Source organism: Rhodococcus sp. HM1 (genome assembly GCF_023218075.1).
Taxonomy (GTDB): domain Bacteria; phylum Actinomycetota; class Actinomycetes; order Mycobacteriales; family Mycobacteriaceae; genus Rhodococcus.
In genome coordinates, this window is the sequence record NZ_JALPTB010000041.1 from 42,730 (window position 1) to 62,146 (window position 19,417).

Annotated in this window: 14 protein-coding genes; 3 read left to right on the forward strand and 11 right to left on the reverse strand. The window is 68.5% G+C overall.

Translation table 11 applies throughout. From position 1 onward, the window contains the following. Positions 1–233 precede the first annotated feature (233 nt). The 3 genes from M1M07_RS20405 (at position 234) to M1M07_RS20415 (ending at position 3,012) form a co-directional block, all read left to right on the forward strand. Positions 234–1,460: a TetR/AcrR family transcriptional regulator gene (locus M1M07_RS20405; RefSeq protein ID WP_248675356.1), complete on the forward strand. Its 1,227-nt coding sequence runs from the start codon at positions 234–236 to the stop codon at positions 1,458–1,460. Between the two features lie 2 nt (positions 1,461–1,462). Continuing rightward, entirely contained in the window at positions 1,463–2,125 is a 663-nt protein-coding gene (locus tag M1M07_RS20410) for an SDR family oxidoreductase (protein WP_197253099.1), read from the forward strand. An 80-nt stretch (positions 2,126–2,205) separates the two neighbouring features. Beyond that, a complete protein-coding gene (locus tag M1M07_RS20415; protein WP_248675358.1) occupies positions 2,206–3,012 on the forward strand; it encodes an alpha/beta fold hydrolase in 807 nt (268 codons plus the stop codon). A gap of 80 nt (positions 3,013–3,092) precedes the next feature. Here M1M07_RS20415 and M1M07_RS20420 read toward each other — a convergent pair whose 3' ends face one another. The 11 genes from M1M07_RS20420 to M1M07_RS20470 form a co-directional block, all read right to left on the reverse strand. Continuing rightward, entirely contained in the window at positions 3,093–5,012 is a 1,920-nt protein-coding gene (locus M1M07_RS20420; protein WP_197253100.1) for an FAD-dependent oxidoreductase, read from the reverse strand. A 4-nt stretch (positions 5,013–5,016) separates the two neighbouring features. After that, positions 5,017–6,348: an MFS transporter gene (locus M1M07_RS20425; protein WP_197253101.1), complete on the reverse strand. Its 1,332-nt coding sequence runs from the start codon at positions 6,346–6,348 to the stop codon at positions 5,017–5,019. A gap of 91 nt (positions 6,349–6,439) precedes the next feature. Beyond that, on the reverse strand, positions 6,440–7,405 hold the full coding sequence (locus M1M07_RS20430; protein ID WP_248675359.1) for a LysR substrate-binding domain-containing protein: 966 nt from the start codon (positions 7,403–7,405) through the stop codon (positions 6,440–6,442). 67 nt (positions 7,406–7,472) lie between these two features. Next, positions 7,473–8,801 (reverse strand): MFS transporter, encoded by a 1,329-nt coding sequence (locus M1M07_RS20435; RefSeq protein WP_197253102.1) that lies wholly within the window; start codon positions 8,799–8,801, stop codon positions 7,473–7,475. A 76-nt stretch (positions 8,802–8,877) separates the two neighbouring features. After that, positions 8,878–10,341, reverse strand: coding sequence for a benzaldehyde dehydrogenase (locus M1M07_RS20440; protein ID WP_197253103.1), 1,464 nt, complete (start codon positions 10,339–10,341; stop codon positions 8,878–8,880). A 230-nt stretch (positions 10,342–10,571) separates the two neighbouring features. Then, on the reverse strand, positions 10,572–11,705 hold the full coding sequence (locus tag M1M07_RS20445) for a CaiB/BaiF CoA-transferase family protein (protein ID WP_248675360.1): 1,134 nt from the start codon (positions 11,703–11,705) through the stop codon (positions 10,572–10,574). Positions 11,706–11,777: 72 nt separating this feature from the next. Further along, a complete protein-coding gene (locus tag M1M07_RS20450; protein ID WP_197253105.1) occupies positions 11,778–12,959 on the reverse strand; it encodes a mandelate racemase/muconate lactonizing enzyme family protein in 1,182 nt (393 codons plus the stop codon). Beyond that, positions 12,956–14,212 (reverse strand): CoA transferase, encoded by a 1,257-nt coding sequence (locus M1M07_RS20455; RefSeq protein ID WP_248675361.1) that lies wholly within the window; start codon positions 14,210–14,212, stop codon positions 12,956–12,958. Before M1M07_RS20455 ends, M1M07_RS20450 begins: the two co-directional genes overlap by 4 nt. Continuing rightward, positions 14,209–15,399, reverse strand: coding sequence for an acyl-CoA dehydrogenase family protein (locus M1M07_RS20460; protein ID WP_197253107.1), 1,191 nt, complete (start codon positions 15,397–15,399; stop codon positions 14,209–14,211). Before M1M07_RS20460 ends, M1M07_RS20455 begins: the two co-directional genes overlap by 4 nt. A 166-nt stretch (positions 15,400–15,565) precedes the next feature. Next, positions 15,566–16,489 (reverse strand): LysR substrate-binding domain-containing protein, encoded by a 924-nt coding sequence (locus tag M1M07_RS20465; RefSeq protein ID WP_197253108.1) that lies wholly within the window; start codon positions 16,487–16,489, stop codon positions 15,566–15,568. Continuing rightward, on the reverse strand, positions 16,486–19,417 hold a 2,932-nt coding region (locus M1M07_RS20470), incomplete at its 5' end, for an amino acid adenylation domain-containing protein (RefSeq protein ID WP_248675363.1). The genes M1M07_RS20465 and M1M07_RS20470, both read right to left, overlap by 4 nt.

Consider the following 19,417-nt stretch of genomic DNA (forward strand, 5'->3'; position numbering starts at 1 on the left):
AATCATTCCGCAGGAGTTGTTCGTTGGTCGGGCATCCCTCTTCGCGAGTAATTCCTGCTCACAGCAGTGCAGGCCGAAAGACCCTGTAACGGGAACGGGGCGAGGCCGAATATATGTGGACAGCGATTCGCAATCGTGGAATTGGCATATGCTCTCACGGAGCGACACACCCCCAGCGAGCGTCATCCGGGCAACACCGACAGGGCAAACCGAGCGAACAGAGGCAGGTGCGCGTGGTCAGCAAGACTTCCTCCCCCCGGGTCGAGCGCCGGTCGCGGCCGAAGGACCGTCGCGACCGGATTGCGACCGCTGCCGCGATCGCCTTCGCCGAGCGCGGCTACCACGGGGTGAGCGTCGAGGACATCGCCGCCGAAGTGGGAATCACCAAATCCGCTCTCTATCGCCACTTTCCGGGAAAGTACGCGCTCTTCCTCAACTCGGCCCTGATCCTCCTCGACGCACTCGAAGCCGCACTCGAGCAATCGTCGGATCCGCTCCCGGGCAGCGCCTACGATCAGCTCCGCGCACATCTGTCCGCGATCATCGGCACCACGATCACGCATCGCCGCACCGCGGGCATCTACCGGTGGAAACGCCGGTACCTGCAGAAGGAGGACCGGCTGCCCATCCGCACGCGATCGTGGGAGGTGAACCGCGTCATCCGCGAATGCGTCATGCGGATCCGGCCGGAGCTGTCCGACCGGGACGCCTTCGTCACCGTCGCCGCGATGCTCAGTGTGATCGGGAGCATCACTGCGCACAGCCTCGTGCTCTCCCCGCGACGCACCGAGCAACTCCTGCTCGGCGCATGCACCGCGATCGCCGAATGCGACGCCGGCTCGTCCGGCACGAGCGTGACCGTTCCCGCGGCCGTCCCCGAGCCGGCCGCGGTGAACAACATGCGTGAGGATCTGCTGCGGGCCTCGGTCCATCTCTTCCACGATCGGGGGTACGCCGAGATCGGGGTCGAGGAGATCGCCGCCGCGGTCGGCCTGCCGGCGTCCGGGGTGTACCGCTACTACCCGTCGAAGGCCGACATTCTCGCGGCCGCGTTCTACCGTGCCATCGACGGGCTCGAAGCGGCGGTCGCCGAGAAACTGCGCACCGCCTCCGATCCGGTCGACGCGGTGCGGGCACTGACCGCGGTGTACGTGGAACTGTCGTTCTCGCAACGAGAGCTGATGTCCGTGTACTTTGCGGAGCTGGTCCACGTCGCACCCGGCCCCCGCGCGGACCTGCGGCTGCGGCAACGCTCGAACATCGAGCAGTGGGCGGCCCTCCTCCGCGAAGTCCGCCCGGGTCTGTCCGTCGTCGAATCACGGTTCCTGATGTACGGGGCGCTCAACCTGGTGTCCGATCTCGGCGTGTTCCTCGGGCCCGCCGCCGCACAGCAGGAAGCACCGCGCATCCACAATCTGATGATGATCACCCTGCTCGGTTCGAACGTCCCGGAGGAATAGGCATGGCACGCATCGCAATCGTCGGCGGACACGGGAAGGTGGCCCTGCACCTCGAACGGCTCCTGGCCGAGGCGGGGCACGAGACCACTGCTCTCATCCGCAATCCCGACCACGCCGACGATGTACGCGCAGCCGGCGGCAACCCGCTGGTCGCCGACGTGGAGCACCTCGACGTCACGGCGCTCGCCGATCTGCTGCGCGGTCACGATGCGGTGGTGTGGTCTGCGGGCGCGGGCGGCGGCAACCCGGCGCGCACCTACGCGGTGGACCGCGATGCCGCGATCGCCTCGATGACCGCGGCGCAGCAGGCGGGTGTGCGGCGCTACGTGATGGTGTCCTATTTCGGGGCCGGACCGGACCACGGCGTCGCCGAGGACAACAGCTTCTTCCCGTACGCGGAGGCGAAGGCGGCCGCCGACGCCCATCTGCGTGGCACCGACCTGGACTGGACCATCCTGGGTCCGGGGTCGCTGACGTCCGATCCGCCGACCGGGCTGATCGACACGGGTTCGGCCGCGGCCGGGGGCACGGTGAGCCGGGCCGACGTCGCAGCGGTCGCCGCCGCGGTGCTCGACCGTCCCGCGACGGTGCACCGCACCATCGAGTTCAACAACGGTCTGACACCGATCTCCGCGTTCCTCGACGCTCTCGGCACGAATTCGTGAACCCGCGATCGCGGTAGCGCCACCGGCGCTAGATTCCCCCGTAGTTCGCGACCGCACACACGGCGACGGGGGCACGGCCGATGGAGGCATCCGATGAGACCTGGGATTCGGGCATGGCCTGCATGCGGCTCGGGTCGGGTGCGCCGTTGGTGCTGTTACCGGGCCTGAGCTCTGATCATCGGGGGCCGGAGGGATTCGACCGCAAGGCGCAGCTCGGTGCGATGGCTCCGTACGCCGCACACCGGGAGGTGTGGTGGGTCAACCGGCTGACGGGCCTGGCCGCGGGCACCACGATCGCGGACCTGGCTCGTGCCTACGCCACCGCGCTACGTGCCAGGTTCGACGTGCCCGTCGACGTGATGGGCACCTCCACCGGTGGGAGCATCGCGCTCCAGCTCGCCGCGGACCACCCGGACGTGGTGCGCCGGCTCGTCCTGATCTCCTCGGCACATCGGCTCGGCCCCGGGCGTCGGGTCCAGCGGGATGCGGCCGCGGAGGTACGGGCGGGTCGTCCACGCCGCGCGATGGCCGGGCTCGCCGCCGCGACCGCCGCGCACGGCTGGTCGCGACGTCTGCTGTGGATCGCCGGCTGGCTGCTCGAACCCGCCATGCGCGGGCGCGGGCACGACGGACACAGTTACGACGACATGCTGATCGTCATCGATGCCGAGGACCGCTTCGACCTGTCGGACCGGCTCGCCGACATCCGGTGCCCGGTGCTGGTCGTCGGCGGCGACCGCGACGGCTTCTACAGCCCGGATCTCTTCGCGAAGACCGCGGACGGCGTCGCGAACGGACAGCTGGCGCTTTACCCCGGGGTCGGGCACGTGGGTGTCGTGCGCATCAGGCAGCTGCCCGGCGACGTGCTGGACTTTCTCGACCCCTGAGACGGTCCCGAAAGCACTGGAAATCCCTGGAAGCCGAATGCCGCACCGGCGCGGCCGGTGCGGCATTCGGGTGTGGTCGGTCAGGCCTGCGGGGTGAGCTCCGCGACCCGGACCGGGGAGGTGTCCGCCGCAGCAGCCACGGCCTCCTCGAACTCGCGGCGTCCGACCTGCGAACCGAGCACCAGGGCGAGCCGGGCGAGGAAGCCTTCGCGGTCGGACTCGTCGGCCTGGTCGATCGCGGCGGACAGGCCCAGCCACACGTTCTCGCGGCGCGCCTCGTCCTCGGTGACGGCCTCGGCGGGACGTGCCGGAACGGCCGGACCGTCGGGGGCGGTGCCGGAACGCAGGGCGGCGGCGACACCGGACAGCTCGGCCACCGGGACGCGGCAGAGCAGCAGTCCGTCGGGGCGGATCACGAACGCCTCACCGGCGGTCGCGCCGAGAGCCTCGATCAGATCCGGTGCGTCGAGCACCGTCGCCTCGGCCGGGGCGGTCTCGACCGCACCGCCGACGAGGACGGCCCGCACGCTCTCCGGGGACAGTGCCGCACCGAGCTCGGCCGCTGCGGCCACCAGGGCCGAGCTGCCGTCGGCGTCGAGGCCGACACCGAGCACCGCGAAACCGGTACCGCGAACCACGTTCAGCGACGAGTCCTCCGTGCCGGTCGCGGTGACGACGCGCACCTTCCGGTCGTCCACCGGGTCGCCCGGCAGCACACCGGTGACGCCCGCGGCGACGGGCCAGGTCAGCGGGGACAGCCGCGCGTGCGTCGCGCTGGACTGCCGCGGGTTGATGAGGTGCCCGAACTCGGGACGGTGCACCGCGAGGGCCAGCACGGCATCGCGGGTCGTGCGGTAGCCGTGACTGCCGGGCGACATGATGAGCGTGGACTTGCCGGCGTTCGCGACGTTCTGTTCCCAGGCGTGGTGCCGCTCGGCCGAGTACGCCCGGAGCAGTGCCGGCTCGGCGTTGCCGTGGATCACGGCGGCGAGCTGCCAGGCGAGGGTTTCGGCGTCCTCCATGCCGGAGTTGAGCCCGCGCACGCCGAAGATCGGCACGAGGTGCGCGGCGTCGCCGGCGAAGAGGATGCGGTCGTGGGTGAAGTCGCGCAGGGCCAGCGCACGGGCGTTGTAGAACCCGTGCCACTCGAGCGTCCACGGCAGGTCGTTCTGCAGCCAGTCCAGGTGCTTGGTGATCCGCGCCCGGATCGCGTCTTCCTGGGTCTCGATCTCGGCGTCCTCGGACGGGTCGAGCTGGTAGTCGATGCGCCAGATGTTCTTGGGCTGCTTGTGCATGATGATCGTCGAGCCGGGGTTGCTCGGCGGGTCGAACCAGACCATGCGCTCGGCGGGCAGCTCGGACTCCCAGTGGATGTCCGCGATGACGTAGCGGCCCTCGTAGTTGGTGCCCTCGAGACGCAACCCGGCGAGTTCACGCATGCGGCTGCGTCCACCGTCCGCGGCGACGACCCAGCGGGCGCGCAGGTGGCGCTTGCCGTCGGCGGTGTCGACCTCGAGGGTGACCTCGTCCTCGCCGCGCAGGATGCCGGCGATGCTCGCCGACCAGTACAGGGTGATCAGCGGGTTCTGCTCGATGGTGTCGACGACGATCTGCTCGTACTCCGACTGGGAGACGTTGATCATCGGCGGGCGCACGTCGAAATCGCGCAGCGGCATCTTGAACTGCAGGACCTGCTGGTCGCGGTAGAAGCTGCGGCCGCCGACCCACGGCAGCACGATCTTCTCGAGCTCCTCGCCGAAGCCGAGACGGGCCGCGGCCTCGAGGCTGTGGCGGGAGATGCAGATCGCGCGGCTGCCGAAGGAAACCTGATCGGCGGCCTCGATGACGGTGACCGGGATGCCGCGCTGGGCCAGGCCGAGTGCCGTGGCCATGCCGACGGGGCCGGCACCCACGACGACGACGGGCAGCGCGTCGTCGGTGGGTTCCATCGACGCGAACGAGGATGCGGGGTACTTGCGTGGCTGGTAGTAGGTCGACACGAGGTCAGATCCCTTCCTTCTCGAGACGGGCGGGACGTGCGGGCGTGGAGGGCACGCGGAGGACGAGAATGCTCACGAGGCTGATCAGCGCGATCAGCACGAAGTAGCCGGTGATCGACCACGAGGTGCCGGTCTTCGCGAACAGCGTGGTGGCGATCATCGGGGCCAGACCGCCGCCCAGGATCGCGCCGATCTGGTAGCCCAGGGACGCGCCGCTGTAGCGCACGGCCGGCGGGAACAGCTCGGAGAACAGCGCCGACTGGGGTCCGGCGCAGCAGCCGAGGGTGAAGCCGAGTCCGGCCATCGCCACGAACATGACCGGCAGGCTCGCGGTGTCCATGAGCGGGAAGAACAGGGCGGCGGCGATCACGAGTGCGGCGGAGCTGCGGATGTAGACGGTGCGGCGGCCGATGAGGTCGGAGCGCCAGGCGCTGAACGCCATGCCGGCCATCCAGACCGGGCACGAGGCGATGAGCAGGCTCAGCATCGTCGTCTGCGAGAAGCCGAGTTCCTTCTCGCCGTACTTGAGCACGTAGACCATGTAGGCGTAGGCGATGCCGTTGGTGGCGATGAACGTGCCGCCGGCCAGGAGCACGGTCTTCCAGTGCTTGGTGAGGACCTCGACGATCGGCAGCTTCGCGTGGGTCTCGACGGTCTCGTCCTTCGCCGTCTGGAACTCCGCACTCTCCTCGAGGCCGAGACGGATCCACATCGCGACACCGACCAGAACGGCCGAGAGCAGGAACGGAACACGCCAGCCCCACGAGTCGAACGTGGCGTCGTCCATGAACACCGACAGTGGCAGGAAGACCAGGTTGGCGAGCAGGACACCGGCGGGCACCCCGATCTGGGGTGCGGCGCCGTACAGGCCGCGCTTGCCCGCGGGGGCGTTCTCGGTGGCGACGAGCACCGCGCCACCCCACTCGCCACCGACGCCGAGTCCCTGGACGAAACGCAGGGCGACGAGCAGGATCGGGGCGGCGACACCGATGGCCGCGTAGTTCGGCAGCAGGCCGATCGCGACGGTCGCGCATCCCATCAGCAGCAGCGAGATCACCAGCATCGACTTGCGGCCGACCTTGTCGCCGAAGTGACCCATGACGACGCCGCCGATGGGGCGTGCGACGAATCCGACAGCAAGGGTCGCGAACGCCGCGAGCGTGCCGGCCAGGTCGGAGGACCCGGGGAAGAACTGGGGACCGAGGACGAGTGCCGCGGCGGTGCCGTAGATGAAGAAGTCGTACCACTCGATCGCGGTGCCGACGAAACTTCCGACAGCGGCCTTACGCGCGGTCGCGGCAGTGCCGGACGCGTCGCGCTTGTCGATAACCGTCATGGATGGGGACCTTTCGAGGAGGGCGGGAAACGTGACCGCCGACACCACGATGACGCCCCCACAACCCCGTGAAAAGCGCGAAATTTCCCGGTTATTCCACGACTCTCTCGAAGTAAGGCTGTTTCTGCACGTCGGACGGGACGATCGGCCCTGTGGCGAACGTGAGAAATTCCCGGGCCGCCCGGCTCAACAAGGCCCCGTCCTTCCAGGCCACCACCACGTCGACCGGCTCGGGGACGGGGTCGGTGACGTTGCGGACGGCGATCTCGAGGCCCTCGTAGGTGATGTCGCTGCGCGGCCGCGACAGCAGCAGCGTCCAGCCCAGCCCCCGCCCGACGAACGCCCGGGACGTCTCGAAGTTGCGGGTCCGGTACACGACGTTCGGGGTGAAACCGGCCGCACGGCACACCCCGAGCCCGTGGCTCGAACTCGGCGGTGAATCGAGCAACACCATGGGCGAGTCCCCGAGGTCCCGCAGCCGGATGGGCCCACCGTCCACCGCCAGGGGATGCGCCGCGGGCAGCAGCACCCGGGGGTTGCGGTGCCCGATCACGACCGTGCCCAGCCCGGGCTGCGGATCCAGGGCGTACATCACGGCGACGTCCACCTCCCCGGACTCGAGCTGGGCGGTGAGCTGGGTCTGGTCGTCCTCGTGGAAATCGAGCTGCACGCGCGGGTGGGTGCGGATGAACCCCTCGAGCAGCGGGGGCAGCACGGTCGGTCCCAGCGACGGATAGCACCCGACCTTGACGCGCCCGACGACCTCGCCCGCCTCGGCGCGCGCGTCGGCCTGCAACTCCCCCGCCTGATGCAGCAGGATCCGGGCCCGTTCGAGAACGCCTTCGCCGGTGGGGGTGAGCTGGACGCCGCGGGCACGCCGGCGGATGCACAGGCGGGCACCGAGGGAACGTTCGAGCTCGGTGATCGACGAGGACACCGCCGACTGCGACATGCTCAGCACGTCCGCGGCACCGGCGATCGACCCCCACTCGGCGACCGCGACGAACGCCGCGAGCTGACGGAGCGTGTAGTGGGGCACCGGATCGACTGGGCTCATGGTGTCACCGTAGGCGCACCGACGTCCCCGCACCGACGATGCGGTGCGGGGACCGGGCACGGGGCCGTCAGCCGGCGGTCAGGTCGACGTCCTTGCTCTCCCTGACGAAGACGGCGAGAATCACGGCGCTCATCGCGCACAACGCGACCAGGTAGGCGACGACCGAGGTGATCGTTCCCGAACTCGCGAACAACGAGGCGACGATGACGGGGGTGAACCCGGCGCCGAGGAGACTGCCGATCTGGTAGCCGAGGGACGCCCCGGTGTATCGGGACCGGGTACCGAACTGCTCGGCCAGGAACGCCGGCATCGGGCCGAAGGTGAGCGACTGCAGCACCGAGCAGCTGATCACGAAGGCCAGCACGACCAGCAGGAAGTTGCCGGAGGACGCGAGCTGGAACAGCGGCCACGCCAGCACCACCATGCCGACGAACCCGCTCAGCATGACAGGCTTGCGCCCGTAGCGGTCCGACAGTCGCGCCGCGCCGAGGATGCCGAAGATCGCGAAGAACTGGCAGATCGCGAACGCATTCAGACCCTCCGACCGGGACACACCGTTCTCGGCCGCGTAACCGATGACGAATGTCGAGAACAACGCCTGGATCACGAACGGAGCGGTGCACACCAGCCCGGCGAGGACGAGGGTGCGCGGGGCACGCAGGATCGCCAGCAGAGGCATCGGCTCCGCCGCCCGGTCCTTCTTCTCGGCCGCCGCCTTCATTGCCTCTCGGAACAGCGGGCTCTCCGCGACCCGGGCGCGGACGAACAGACCGACGGCGAGCAGCACCGCCGAGAACAGGAACGGGATGCGCCAGCCCCAGGACAGGAAGTCGTTCTCGGGAAGCGTCGCCGCCAGTGCGAGCGCAAGCGTGCCGAGCACCGCACCGGTCGGGCCTCCGGCATTGGTGAAGGCGGCAGCGAATCCGCGATTGCGGTCGCCGGCATGCTCGAGCGACATCAGCGCCGCCCCTCCCCACTCCCCACCGATCGCGACGCCCTGGACGGCGCGCAGCACGATCAGCATGACCGCGCCCCAGGTCGGGATCGCGGGCACCAGCCCGATGAGGAACGAGGCCGCGCCCATGATCGACATGGACAGCAGCAGCATCTTCTTGCGGCCGATCCGGTCACCGAAATGCCCGAATACGATGCCGCCGAGGGGGCGCGCGATGTAGCCGATCGCGAAGGTCGCGTAGGACGCGATCAACGCCGCTGCCGGACTCAGGTTCGAGAAGAACACCGGTCCGAAGACGAGTGACGAGGCGGTCGCGTAGAGGATGAAATCGTAGAACTCGATGGTGCTGCCGAGGTAGCTGGAGAACACCACACGACGAAGATCGCTTCGCCGTTTCATCGTATCGACGGGGGCGGACGACTCCGATTCTGCGAGCGTCATGGATGGTCCTTTGTCCGGAGGGGAACTGTCGGGCGGCCGGGCAGGCGCGCCGACCGGGGGAATTCGGTGCGGGATCTCAGAAGGGATAGGACGGGACCTCACGGACCGCGGTTATCCAGCGTGTCTCGGTGAAGGCCTCGAAGCTGTTCGCAGCGCCACCGAAGCGAGCCCCGTTGCCGGAAGCTCCGAAGCCGCCGAACGGGATGTTGGCCTCGTCCGCCACGGTCTGGTCGTTGATGTGGGCGATACCGGTAGGGATCCGATCCGCCAATTCGAGCCCCCTTCCGATGTCGCGCGTGAAGATGCCGAGGGACAGTCCGTACTCGGAGTCGTTGGCGAGCTCGACAGCCTCGTCCGGCGTGGTGAACTCCACGACCGACGCGACGGGGCCGAAGACCTCCTGCGCGTAGGCCGGCGCGTCCAGGGGCACGTCCGCGAGGACGGTGGGCCGATAGTACAGACCTTCGTAGGTGCCGCCGGCGGCGAGTCTGGCTCCGGCATCGACCGAGGCGGTGACCAGCGCATGGATCTTGTCGAGCTGCCCCCGGTCGATGATGGGTCCCAGAGCGACCTGCTCCGTCATCGGATCACCCACCGGAAGCGCGGCCGCCTTCTCGGCGAGCTTGGCGACGAACTCCTCGTACACGGACGTGTGAACGAGGTGACGGCCGGTGGCCATGCAGATCTGTCCCTGGTGGAGGAAGGAGCCGGCAGCGGCGGCGGAGACCGTCGCGTCGAGATCGGCGTCGTCGAGGACGATGATCGCCGAGTTGCCCCCGAGCTCCAGGTGCACCTTCTTGAGGTGGCGGGACGCGGCGGCTCCGACGTGGCGGCCCGCGGAGGTGGAGCCGGTGAAGGAGATGGCGCGGACCCGCGGATCCTCGACGAGAGCTGCTCCCACATCGGCGCCACCGGGAAGAACCTGCAGGACGCCGGCGGGGAGCCCCGCCTCCTCGAAGATCCGGGCCAGCACGACGCCGCCGGAGACGGCGGTGCGCGGGTCCGGCTTGAGGATGACTGCGTTGCCGGTCGCGAGTGCGGGGGCGACCGATCGGATCGACAGGATCAGCGGGAAGTTGAAGGGTGCGATGACGCCGACCACTCCGACCGGGACCCGCTTGGACGTGCTCAGCAGCCGCGGAGTGACGCTCGGCAGGATCTCGCCGTGCGGGTGGGACGGCAGTGCTGCACCCTCGAAGCACTCCTGGGCGGCGACGTCGGTCTCGAGCGCGGCCTTGGGCCGCAGCGAGCCGGACTCACGCATGATCCAACGCTGGATCTCGTCCGCGTGGGTCTGCCACAACTCGCCGGCACGACGCATCACCGCGGCCCGCTCCGGGTGGGGAAGGGACGCCCACTCTCGTTGTGCGGCAACGGCTCGCGCGGCGGCTGCGTCGAGATCATCGGTGTTCGCGAGCCCGACGGTTCCGAGAGTCGTACCCGTCGCGGGTTCGACGACCTTGATCTCCCCCGCGCCGCCGGCCGTCCAACTCCCGGTGAAGATCCGGCCCTGCCATGCGGATTCGTCCAGAAATGCCATCAGGAACTCCTTGTTTTGCGGGTGCCGGACCTGCCGGCGGAACAGAGAACGGCGACGCGCAGAACGCCGGCGTCCGGGCACTCGAAGGTGCCGCACCAGTATGGGTCACATCACATGCTGTGAATAGCAGAATCAACTAGGGATATTGCACAGGAAAACTCGAGAATGCCTTCACGAAAACGTCCAGCGCGGCCGGCTCGGCCGCGCTGGACGGTGAGGGTTCGCCCGGGTCAGCGACCCGGCAGCGACATCGCCGACCAGGCGCTCAGTATCTGTGCCGGATCATCTTCGGGCGCAACGGGAGGCGCGGCGGGAAACCCCGAAGGCGTCCGCGAGAATCGCGGTGCCGGTGCAGGTTCCGGGCACCCTTCACGTTCCAGGAAGGTTCCGCGAGCGACGAGGTGCTCGTTCGCGGGGGCCTCGCTCATGGAGAGGACCGGTGCGACGCACGCGTCGGAACCGGCGAACACCTCCGACCATTCGTCTCTGGTCCGGGTCGCGAATGCCGCGGCGAATCGATCGCGAAGTTCGCGCCAGCGGCGCCGATCCCACTGCCCGGGCAGCGTTTCGTCCCCGTCGAGGCGGAGACCGGCAAGCAGCTGGGCATAGAACGGCGGCTCGAGGGCCGCGACGGCCACATACCGGTCGTCGGAGGTGCGGTACACGTCGACGAACGGCGCTCCCGAGTCGATGAGGTTCGTGCCCCGTTCGTCGTTCCAGGCACCACCGGCGAGCATCGAGAACGGGTTCGCCATCAGATGAGCCACACCGTCGACGATCGCGGCGTCGACGACCTGGCCCTTCCCGGACCGCTCACGCTCCCACAACGCGGCCAGGATTCCGGACACCAGATACATTGCCCCACCGCCGAAGTCACCGACCAGGCTCAGTGGAAGCTGCGGCGGACCCCCGGCGCGGCCGATCGCGTGCAGCGACCCGACCAGCGCCTGATAGGTCGGGTCGTGCCCGGCACGTTGCGCGAGCGGACCGTCCTGCCCCCATCCCGTCATCCGACCGTAGACGAGCCGGGGATTGCGAGCGAGGCAGGCGTCGGGCCCGAGTCCGAGACGTTCGGTGACGCCGGGCCGGTATCCCTCGATGAGAACGTCGGCGTGTTCGACGAGTTCGAGCGCGGCGGCGAGGCCGTCGGCACTCTTCAGATCGAGGGACAGCATCCGCTTCCCACGCTGGAGGGTGTCGAAGCGCGGGTCGATGGGCATGGCGAATCCCGCACCCGCCCGTTCGACACGGACGACATCGGCGCCCTGGTCGGCGAGGAACATCGCCGCGAACGGGGCAGGCCCGAGTCCCGCGAGTTCGACGACCTTGAGGCCGGCCAGCGGGCCCGCTCGGTGCTCTGTCATGGACTTGCTCTCCTCGAGTTGGGTACGCCGGCGGCGGGATGCCCCGACCGCCGGCGCCGATACCGATGGGTGTCAGGCGCTGACGAGTTGCCCGACGGTGACGATCTCCATTCCCGGGGTGATGTGGTCCGCGATGAACCGCTCGTTGAGCTCGATCCCGTAACCCGGGCCCTCGTTCGGGAAGAGCTTGCCGTCCTTGAAGATCGGCACGTTCGCGGCGATGTCGTTCTCGATGACCTGCTGCTCGTTCTCCCACTGGTTGTTGATGATCAGCGGACCGAGATTCTCGTGGGTGAACTGCGACGCCCAGTTGTTCGCGATCATCAGATGGGCGGACGGGCTGGCCTCGAGACCCGATCCGATCATGCAGCCGCTGTAGACCGCCATGTCGGCGAGGCGCGCCATCGTGAGCCAGCGCTGCGCCTTGACGAGACCGCCGGCCTTCTGCATCTTGATGAACAGTCCGTCCGCCGCGCGGCGCTCGATGATCTCGCGGATGTTGTACAGCTCCTGAGCGGATTCATCGGCGAACACCGGTGTCTCGATCCGGCCGCGCAGCCGGGCCATACCTTCGATGTCCCAGTGCGGAACAGGCTGCTCGATGCACTCCATCCGGAACTCGTCGAGACGGCGCATCGTCTTGAGTGCTTGATCGTAGTTCCAGAAACCGTTGGCATCGACGACGATACGTGCACCGGGACCGAGTGCGGCGCGTACTTCGCGGACATTGTCGACATCGTGGTCGGAGTTGCCGTCGGACTTGAGCTTGATCAGCGAGTACCCCTGCTCGTGAGCCGCAACCGCCTCGGCCACGATCTGGTCCGTCGGCCCCGCGGACGCCACCCAGCCCTGCACCGATGCCTCGATGTTCTTGCCGCCCAGCAACTGGTAGACCGGAACGCCGAACGCCTTGCCCTTGAGATCGTGCAACGCGAAATCGACGAGCGCCTTGGCCTGGTTGTTGTCGCGGACGAAGGTGTCCATCTGCCCGACGATCTTCTCGATGTTGAGCGGGTCCTGGCCGATGAGGAACTGCGGCGCGATGTGCTTGGCGATCATCGCGATCATCGAATCCTGTGTCTCACCGCGGTACCACGTCGAGGTGTCCCCGGAATCGCCGTAGCCGACGATGCCCTCGTCGGTGTACACCTTGAGCACCACCGAATGAATGTGTGTGATCCGGGTTCCCGGCATGATGAACGGCTTGACCAGCGGGGTGGAGACCGGGGTCAGTTCGACCTTGGTGATGATCATGAGGTCTGCTCCTGCAGTGTGGGAAGGACGGTGGCGCCGGCAGCGGCCAGTGCACCGAGATCGTTGCTGTCGAGACCGAGTTCTCTCAGAACCTCGGTGGTGTGTTCACCGGTCAGCGGGGCCGGACGTGTGATCGCCCCGGGGGTGCGGGACAACTTGGCGGGGATCCCCGGCACCGTGACTTCCCGGCCGCTGACCGGGTGCTCCACGGTCGGGAGCATGTCGCGGGCCGCGAAGTGCGGGTCGGCGAAGATGTCCTCGGCGTCGAAGATCGGACCCAGCGGCACCTTGCCGCCCAGCAGGTCGATCAGTTCCGCAACCGTGTGCCGGCGGGTCCAGTCGTTGACCACCTCGTACACGGCGTCGCGGTTCTCCCAGCGAGCGTGATCGGTAGCGAATCGCGGATCGTCCACGAGCTCCGGCCGGCCCATGATCGCGGCGAGTTTCGCCCACTGCGGGTTGTGCGGAGCACCGAGTGCGACGACACCGTCCGACGCCTCCACCGTGTCGAAGGGAGCGAAACCCTGCAGCTGGTTGCCGATCGGTGTGGGCACCTGCCCGGTGTGCCCGTACGTGTTGACGACGACCTCCGAGATCGCGAGCACGCTGTCGGCCATCGCGACGTCGACGTACTGGCCACGACCGCTGCGTTCCGCCTCACGCAGGGCGGCGAGGATGCCGAATGCCGCGAACAGCCCGGGAACGGTGTCACCGACACCGGAACCCACACGAACGGGGTGCTCGGCATCGCGGCCGGTGATGGACATCAGCCCACCCATGGCCTGTGCGACGATGTCGAATGCGGGCCAGTGCGCGTACGGGCTTTCGCCGCCGGGCTTGTCCCCGAAACCGCGGATGGAGGCGTAGACCAGTCTCGGATTCCGCGCCGCGAGGGTCTCGTAGCCGAGTCCGAGGCGTTCCATGACGCCCGCACTGAAGTTCTCGACGAGCACGTCGGCATCGTTCACCAGGCGCAGCAGAACGTTGCGGGCCTCGGGCTTCTTGAGGTCGAGCACGACGCTGCGCTTGTTGCGATTGGCGGACTGGAACACCCCGCCGTAGTCGCGAGGCTCGTCGTCGGAGCCGAACGGCCCGGTGTACCGGAGGAAATCGCCACGCGGAGGCTCGATCTTGATGACATCGGCGCCCTGATCGGCAAGAAGCGAAGTACAGAACGGTCCGGCGAGCGCTTGGGTCAGGTCGATCACCCGCACCCCGTCGAGAGCACGCCGTCCGGCGGCCCGGCGGCTCACAGCGTGGCCTCACGTCCGAGCAGGGCACGTCCGATGACGACCTTCTGGATCTGCGGAGTACCCTCGCCGATCTCGAGGCCGGACACGTCGCGCAACATGGCCTGCAGCGGAAGCTCCTCCGCGAACCCGGAGTGCCCGTGGGCGACGACGCAATCGCGGATAGTCTGCAGCGACACGTCGGTGGCATAGAGCTTGGTCATCGCGGCCTCCTTCGTGAAGGGCCTGCCGGCGTCGGCGAGCGACAGGGCACGGTAGGTCAGCCACCGCGCGGCCTCGAGCTTGGTCGCGTTCTCGGCAATGGGGAAGGAGACCCCCTGGAACGACGAGACGGGCTTCCCGAACGCCTTGCGGCTCTTGACATATTCGATCGTGATGTCGAGCGCCTTGCGCGCGACGCCGGTGGACATGAGACCGATGACCGAGCGCGTGTAGTCGAATTCGCTCATCACAAGCCGGAATCCGTTCCCGACACCGCCGATCACGTACTCGTCGGGAACGAACACGTCGTCGAGGAACACCCCGGCGCGGCCGAGCGGCTTCCATCCGGCGTCGGGGAACTTCTGCATGCTCACGCCCTTTGCGTCGAGCGGCACGAGGAATGCGGTGACGCCGGAGTCCTCCGGCCCCTCGCCCCGCGCCTTGACGAACGTGATCATCGCCTTGGCGTGCGGCGCGAACGTGATGGAGGTCTTCTCACCGTTGAGCTTCCAGCCGCCCTCCACGCGTTCGGCCTTGGCGCGCATGGCCATCGCGTCGGAGCCCGATCCCGGTTCCGTCAACCCGAGTGCGACGACGTGGCGGCCCTCGACGATGCCGCGCACCCAGTCGCGCGCCACGTCGGGCGCGAGGAAGCGCTCGAGCAGTGGTCCGGTGAGGTTGTTGGTGTAGGCGAGCTGCGAGGCGTAGAAGTTCGCGTACGCGAGTTCCTCGTGCGCGATTCCGAGGTGTGTCTTGGTCATGCTCTCGCCGATCCTCCCCACCCCGCCGTTCTCCTCGGACACCCCGAGTCCCAGAAGGCCCTGGGCCGCCATCTTCTCGGCCAGATCCCACGGGAATTCCTCGCTGTGAGCCCGCTCGAGGTAGCTGTCCGCATGCGGCGCAGCGAATTCCCGTACCCATTGGGCGAATTCGTCGTACTCGGGAGCGAAGAGGACCGGGGGGTGCAGAGCGGACGTGTCTGACGACATGGAAATCTCCTCGAATCTTGCTGGATGGCAACGGACGGTCGGATCCGCTGCGACTGCGCGTGCGTCCCATCCGCGGTGCGGTGCGATGGACCCAGTATGTCCGCCGTCACTAACACTGAAAAGAACAAGAACCGAGTGATATTTATGAGTAAAACTGTGTATTGCGTCAGAGTGTGGCCGCGCGCTCGGTCGCGAACGCGAGGAATGCACGCGCGACCCTGCTCAGCAGGACATCGGGCCGCCACGCGATCACGAGGCGGACCGGTTCCAGTGCCGGCCGCTCGATGGGACGCAGAACGATCTGCATGCCCCCGTACGTGCGATCCAGCTTCGGCCGACTCAGCATCACGGTCCAACCCAAGCCGCGGCCGACGAACGCGCGCACCGTCTCGTAGTTCGCCGAGCGATAGCCGATCCGGGGAGTGAAACCCGCCAGGGCGCACACCTGCAGCGCGTGGTTCGAACTCGGCGCGGCGTCGAGCAACACCATCGGCTCGTCGGCCACGGATACGAGATCGACCGGCCCGGGATCGTCCGCGAGACGGTGTTCCGCCGACACCACCAGCGCAGGATTGCGCGTCCACAGGGTCGCCGTTCGCCACTGGCGGGGAATATCGAGGTCGTACACGATGACCGCATCGAGTTCTCCGCGCTCCAGCGCAGCTTCGAGTTCATCGGCCATCGCTTCCCGGAACTGCAGGGTGACGCCCGGATGGCTACGCCGGAACTCGTACAGCAGAGGCGGCAGAATCGTAGGCGCCACGGTGGCGTAACACCCGATGACCAGCCGGCCCTTCAGTTCACCACCGGCGCCCGCGGTCTCGGCCTCGATATCGGCAGCCTGCTGCAGCAGTGCCCGCGCCCGAACCAGGACCGATTCGCCGGTCGGAGTGAGTTGCACGCCGTGGGCGCGCCGCCGCACACAGAGCTGGGCGGACATCGCCTTCTCCAGCTCCGTGACGGCCAGCGACACAGCCGACTGGGACACCAGCAGGCGGTCCGCGGCGGCGCTGATCGTGCCGGTTTCCGCGACCGCGACGAAAGCGACCAGCTGTCGCATGGTGAACGCCGGGGCACGGTCGAGACTCATGCCCCGATGATAGGAGCCTGCCCATGCCCCCTCGGCGCCCGCGACAGATGCCGCTCGAGGATCGGGCCGATCACCGCGAGACCCGCAGGACCGGTGAGTTGCTCGTGGGACAGCGGCACCGGGCACTCGACCACACCTTGCGTCACGTGTTCCTTCCAGGCGGAGGCGCCGGTGTCCCGATCGAGATCCCGGCCGCTGTCCGCGGCGGCGCTGAAGTACAGGAGGTCGACGCCGTCGAGCACCCCGGGGCGGTGTGCGAGCGCGAGGTCGACGAGTTCCCCGTACACGCGGTAGAGGGTTTCGAGGTCGGCCGCGGTCAGGGCAGCGAAGATGCCGCCCTTCGCGTGCAGCAGCTCCGCGACGGTCTCGAAGGTCGGCTCGGCACCGGCGGCCGGGAGGTCGTCGACGTCGCCGAACTCTTCGAGCAACCGGCCGATCGTGGGCCGCTCGGCGATCGTCCCGGTCAGCACGCGGGTGTCCAGCATGGCGAGGGTCGCCACGTCGTCGCCGGTGCTGCGCAGGCGCATCGCGATCTCGTGCGCGATCTGCCCGCCGATCGAGTAACCGACCAGGTGGTACGGGCCCGTCGACTGCACGGACCGAATCTCCCGGACGTAGCGGTCGGCGAGGTCTTCGAGGGACGCGAACCTGGTGTCGGGTTCGGTGAGCGCCGGCGCCTGCAGCCCGTAGACAGGGCGGTCGTCGCCGAGGTACTGGGCAAGGCCGGCGAAGCACCAGGCCAATCCGATCGCCGGGTGGATGCAGAACAGGGGTTCCGCGGTACCGGGGCGCAGCGGCAACAGGACCGAGACCGCCGCTCGTGCCGCGTCCGGGTCGGTCGATGCGCCGCCGCTGTCGATTCGGCGGGCGAGGGTAGCGGGGGTCGAATGCGTGAAGATCCACTGCACCGGAATCTCCGCTCCCGTCGATTCCCGCAGGCGGGCAACGACACCGGTGGCGGTCAACGAGTTCCCGCCGAGGGAGAAGAAGTTGTCGTCCGCGCCGACGCGAGTCACCGCGAGTTCGGCCGAGAACGCTTCGGCCACCGCAGTTTCCGTTCCTTCGCGCGGTACCCGGAATTCGGTTGCACCGCAACGGAAGTCCGGCTCCGGCAACGCCGCCCGATCCACCTTCCCGTTCGCCGTCACCGGCACCGCGTCGATCACCGACACGACGGACGGCACCATGTGCGGCGCCAACCGCGTCCCCACCTGCGCCAGCACCGCCACCGGATCCAGCTCCGCGGCTGGTTCCGGCACCACGTATCCGACGAGCCGATCGCCGGCACCCCGGTGCACCGTCGCCACGGCTTCTCGGACACCGTCGCACGCCCGCAGCGCGGATTCGATCTCGCCGAGTTCGATGCGGAACCCGCGGACCTTCACCTGCTGATCGGAACGGCCCACGTAGTCGAGTTCGAGCGTCCCGTCGTCGCGGCGGCGCCACCGCACCAGATCCCCGGTGCGGTACATGCGCTGCCCCTTCGGTCCCGCGACGAAACGCGAAGCGGTCAGTCCGGCGCGATTGCGGTAGCCGCGGGCCAAGCCGGGACCGGACAGGTACAGCTCCCCCACCACCCCGACGGGGACCGGCCGCAGCCGGTTGTCGAGCACGAGTTCGGCGAATCCGCGGATGGGGCGGCCGATCGTGACGGGTTCCCCGCTCTGCAGTGCGTGCCCCGCGTTCGACTGGATCGTCGTTTCCGCCGGGCCGTAGGTGTTGACCATGGTCCGGCCCGGCGCCCACCGGGCGACGAGTTCCGGCGGGCAGGTCTCGCCACCGACGATCACCGTGTCGAGCCGGTCGAGTCCGGCCGGATCCACCGTGCCCAGCGCCGCGGGGGTCAAGGCCGCGTGCGTGACCTGTTCCCGGGCGAGCAGGTCGGCCAGTTCCCGACCACCGAATACCCCGGGCGGGGAGATCACCGAACATCCACCGGATCCGAAGGCCCACAGCATCTCCAGCACCGCCGCGTCGAAACTCGGCGACGCCGCGTGCAGCACACGTGCGTGCGGACCGAGCCCGAACCGAGCGCACTGTTCTGCCACCAGGTTCGCGAGTCCCGCATGGGTGACCGTCACGCCCTTGGGGATCCCGGTCGACCCGGACGTGTAGATCACGTACGCGGGATGGTCCACCCGCAGCGGACGGACCCGCTCAGCGTCGACGATCGGGTTTTCCGGCGCTCCAGTGTCTTCCGGCGTTCCCGCATCTTCCGGCGTTTCGGCGAGCAGCCACGGCACCGAATCGGGGAGGCGATCGACCGCGTCGGGTGTGGTGAGGCCGAGCGAGGCGCCGGAGTCGGTGAGCATGTGCTCGATCCGCCCGGCCGGGTATCCGGGGTCGACGGGGACGAACGCGGCTCCGGTCTTCGCGACCGCCCACACCGCCAGCACCGACTCCACCGACCGTGCCATGCCGATGGCAACGCAGGTCTCGGGTCCGGCTCCCAGTGCAATCAGATTGCGCGCGAGACGGTTCGACCGGTCGTCGAGCTCACCGTAGGTCACGCGACGATCTCCGCACACGATCGCGGTCGCCGAGCGATCACCTGTTCCCGCGGCGAGAAGGTCGGGCAGCGTCGCCGGCGAGACGCCGGGTTCGCCGAACACCGGGACGAGCTGAGCATGCTCGACGGGGCCGAGCAGGTGCAGCCGGTCCAGGCACACGTCCGGTTCGGTCGCGACGGTGTGGACGATGCGCAGCACGCGGTCGAGGATTTCCTCCATCTGCCGGTGATCGAACAACTCGGGCAGGTACTTGATCGACAGGTGCAGCCGATCGTCGACGTGCGCAACCAAACCCATCGGATAGTGCGCCGCGTCCGCACCCGAGACATCCACCACCCGCATCCCCGCGATGTCCGTCTCCGCCGTCAACCCCCCACGATCGACCGGATACGACTCGAACACCGTCATCGTGTCGAAC

What these genes read in the sequence shown, in the direction of transcription:
- M1M07_RS20410 (WP_197253099.1), top strand. Translation starts at nt 1,463, where the DNA reads ATGGCACGCATCGCAATCGTCGGCGGACACGGGAAGGTGGCCCTGCAC.
- M1M07_RS20415 (WP_248675358.1), top strand. Translation starts at nt 2,206, where the DNA reads ATGGAGGCATCCGATGAGACCTGGGATTCGGGCATGGCCTGCATGCGG.
- M1M07_RS20425 (WP_197253101.1), bottom strand. Translation starts at nt 6,348, where the DNA reads ATGACGGTTATCGACAAGCGCGACGCGTCCGGCACTGCCGCGACCGCG.
- M1M07_RS20430 (WP_248675359.1), bottom strand. Translation starts at nt 7,405, where the DNA reads ATGAGCCCAGTCGATCCGGTGCCCCACTACACGCTCCGTCAGCTCGCG.
- M1M07_RS20435 (WP_197253102.1), bottom strand. Translation starts at nt 8,801, where the DNA reads ATGACGCTCGCAGAATCGGAGTCGTCCGCCCCCGTCGATACGATGAAA.
- M1M07_RS20440 (WP_197253103.1), bottom strand. Translation starts at nt 10,341, where the DNA reads ATGGCATTTCTGGACGAATCCGCATGGCAGGGCCGGATCTTCACCGGG.
- M1M07_RS20445 (WP_248675360.1), bottom strand. Translation starts at nt 11,705, where the DNA reads ATGACAGAGCACCGAGCGGGCCCGCTGGCCGGCCTCAAGGTCGTCGAA.
- M1M07_RS20450 (WP_197253105.1), bottom strand. Translation starts at nt 12,959, where the DNA reads ATGATCATCACCAAGGTCGAACTGACCCCGGTCTCCACCCCGCTGGTC.
- M1M07_RS20460 (WP_197253107.1), bottom strand. Translation starts at nt 15,399, where the DNA reads ATGTCGTCAGACACGTCCGCTCTGCACCCCCCGGTCCTCTTCGCTCCC.
- M1M07_RS20465 (WP_197253108.1), bottom strand. Translation starts at nt 16,489, where the DNA reads ATGAGTCTCGACCGTGCCCCGGCGTTCACCATGCGACAGCTGGTCGCT.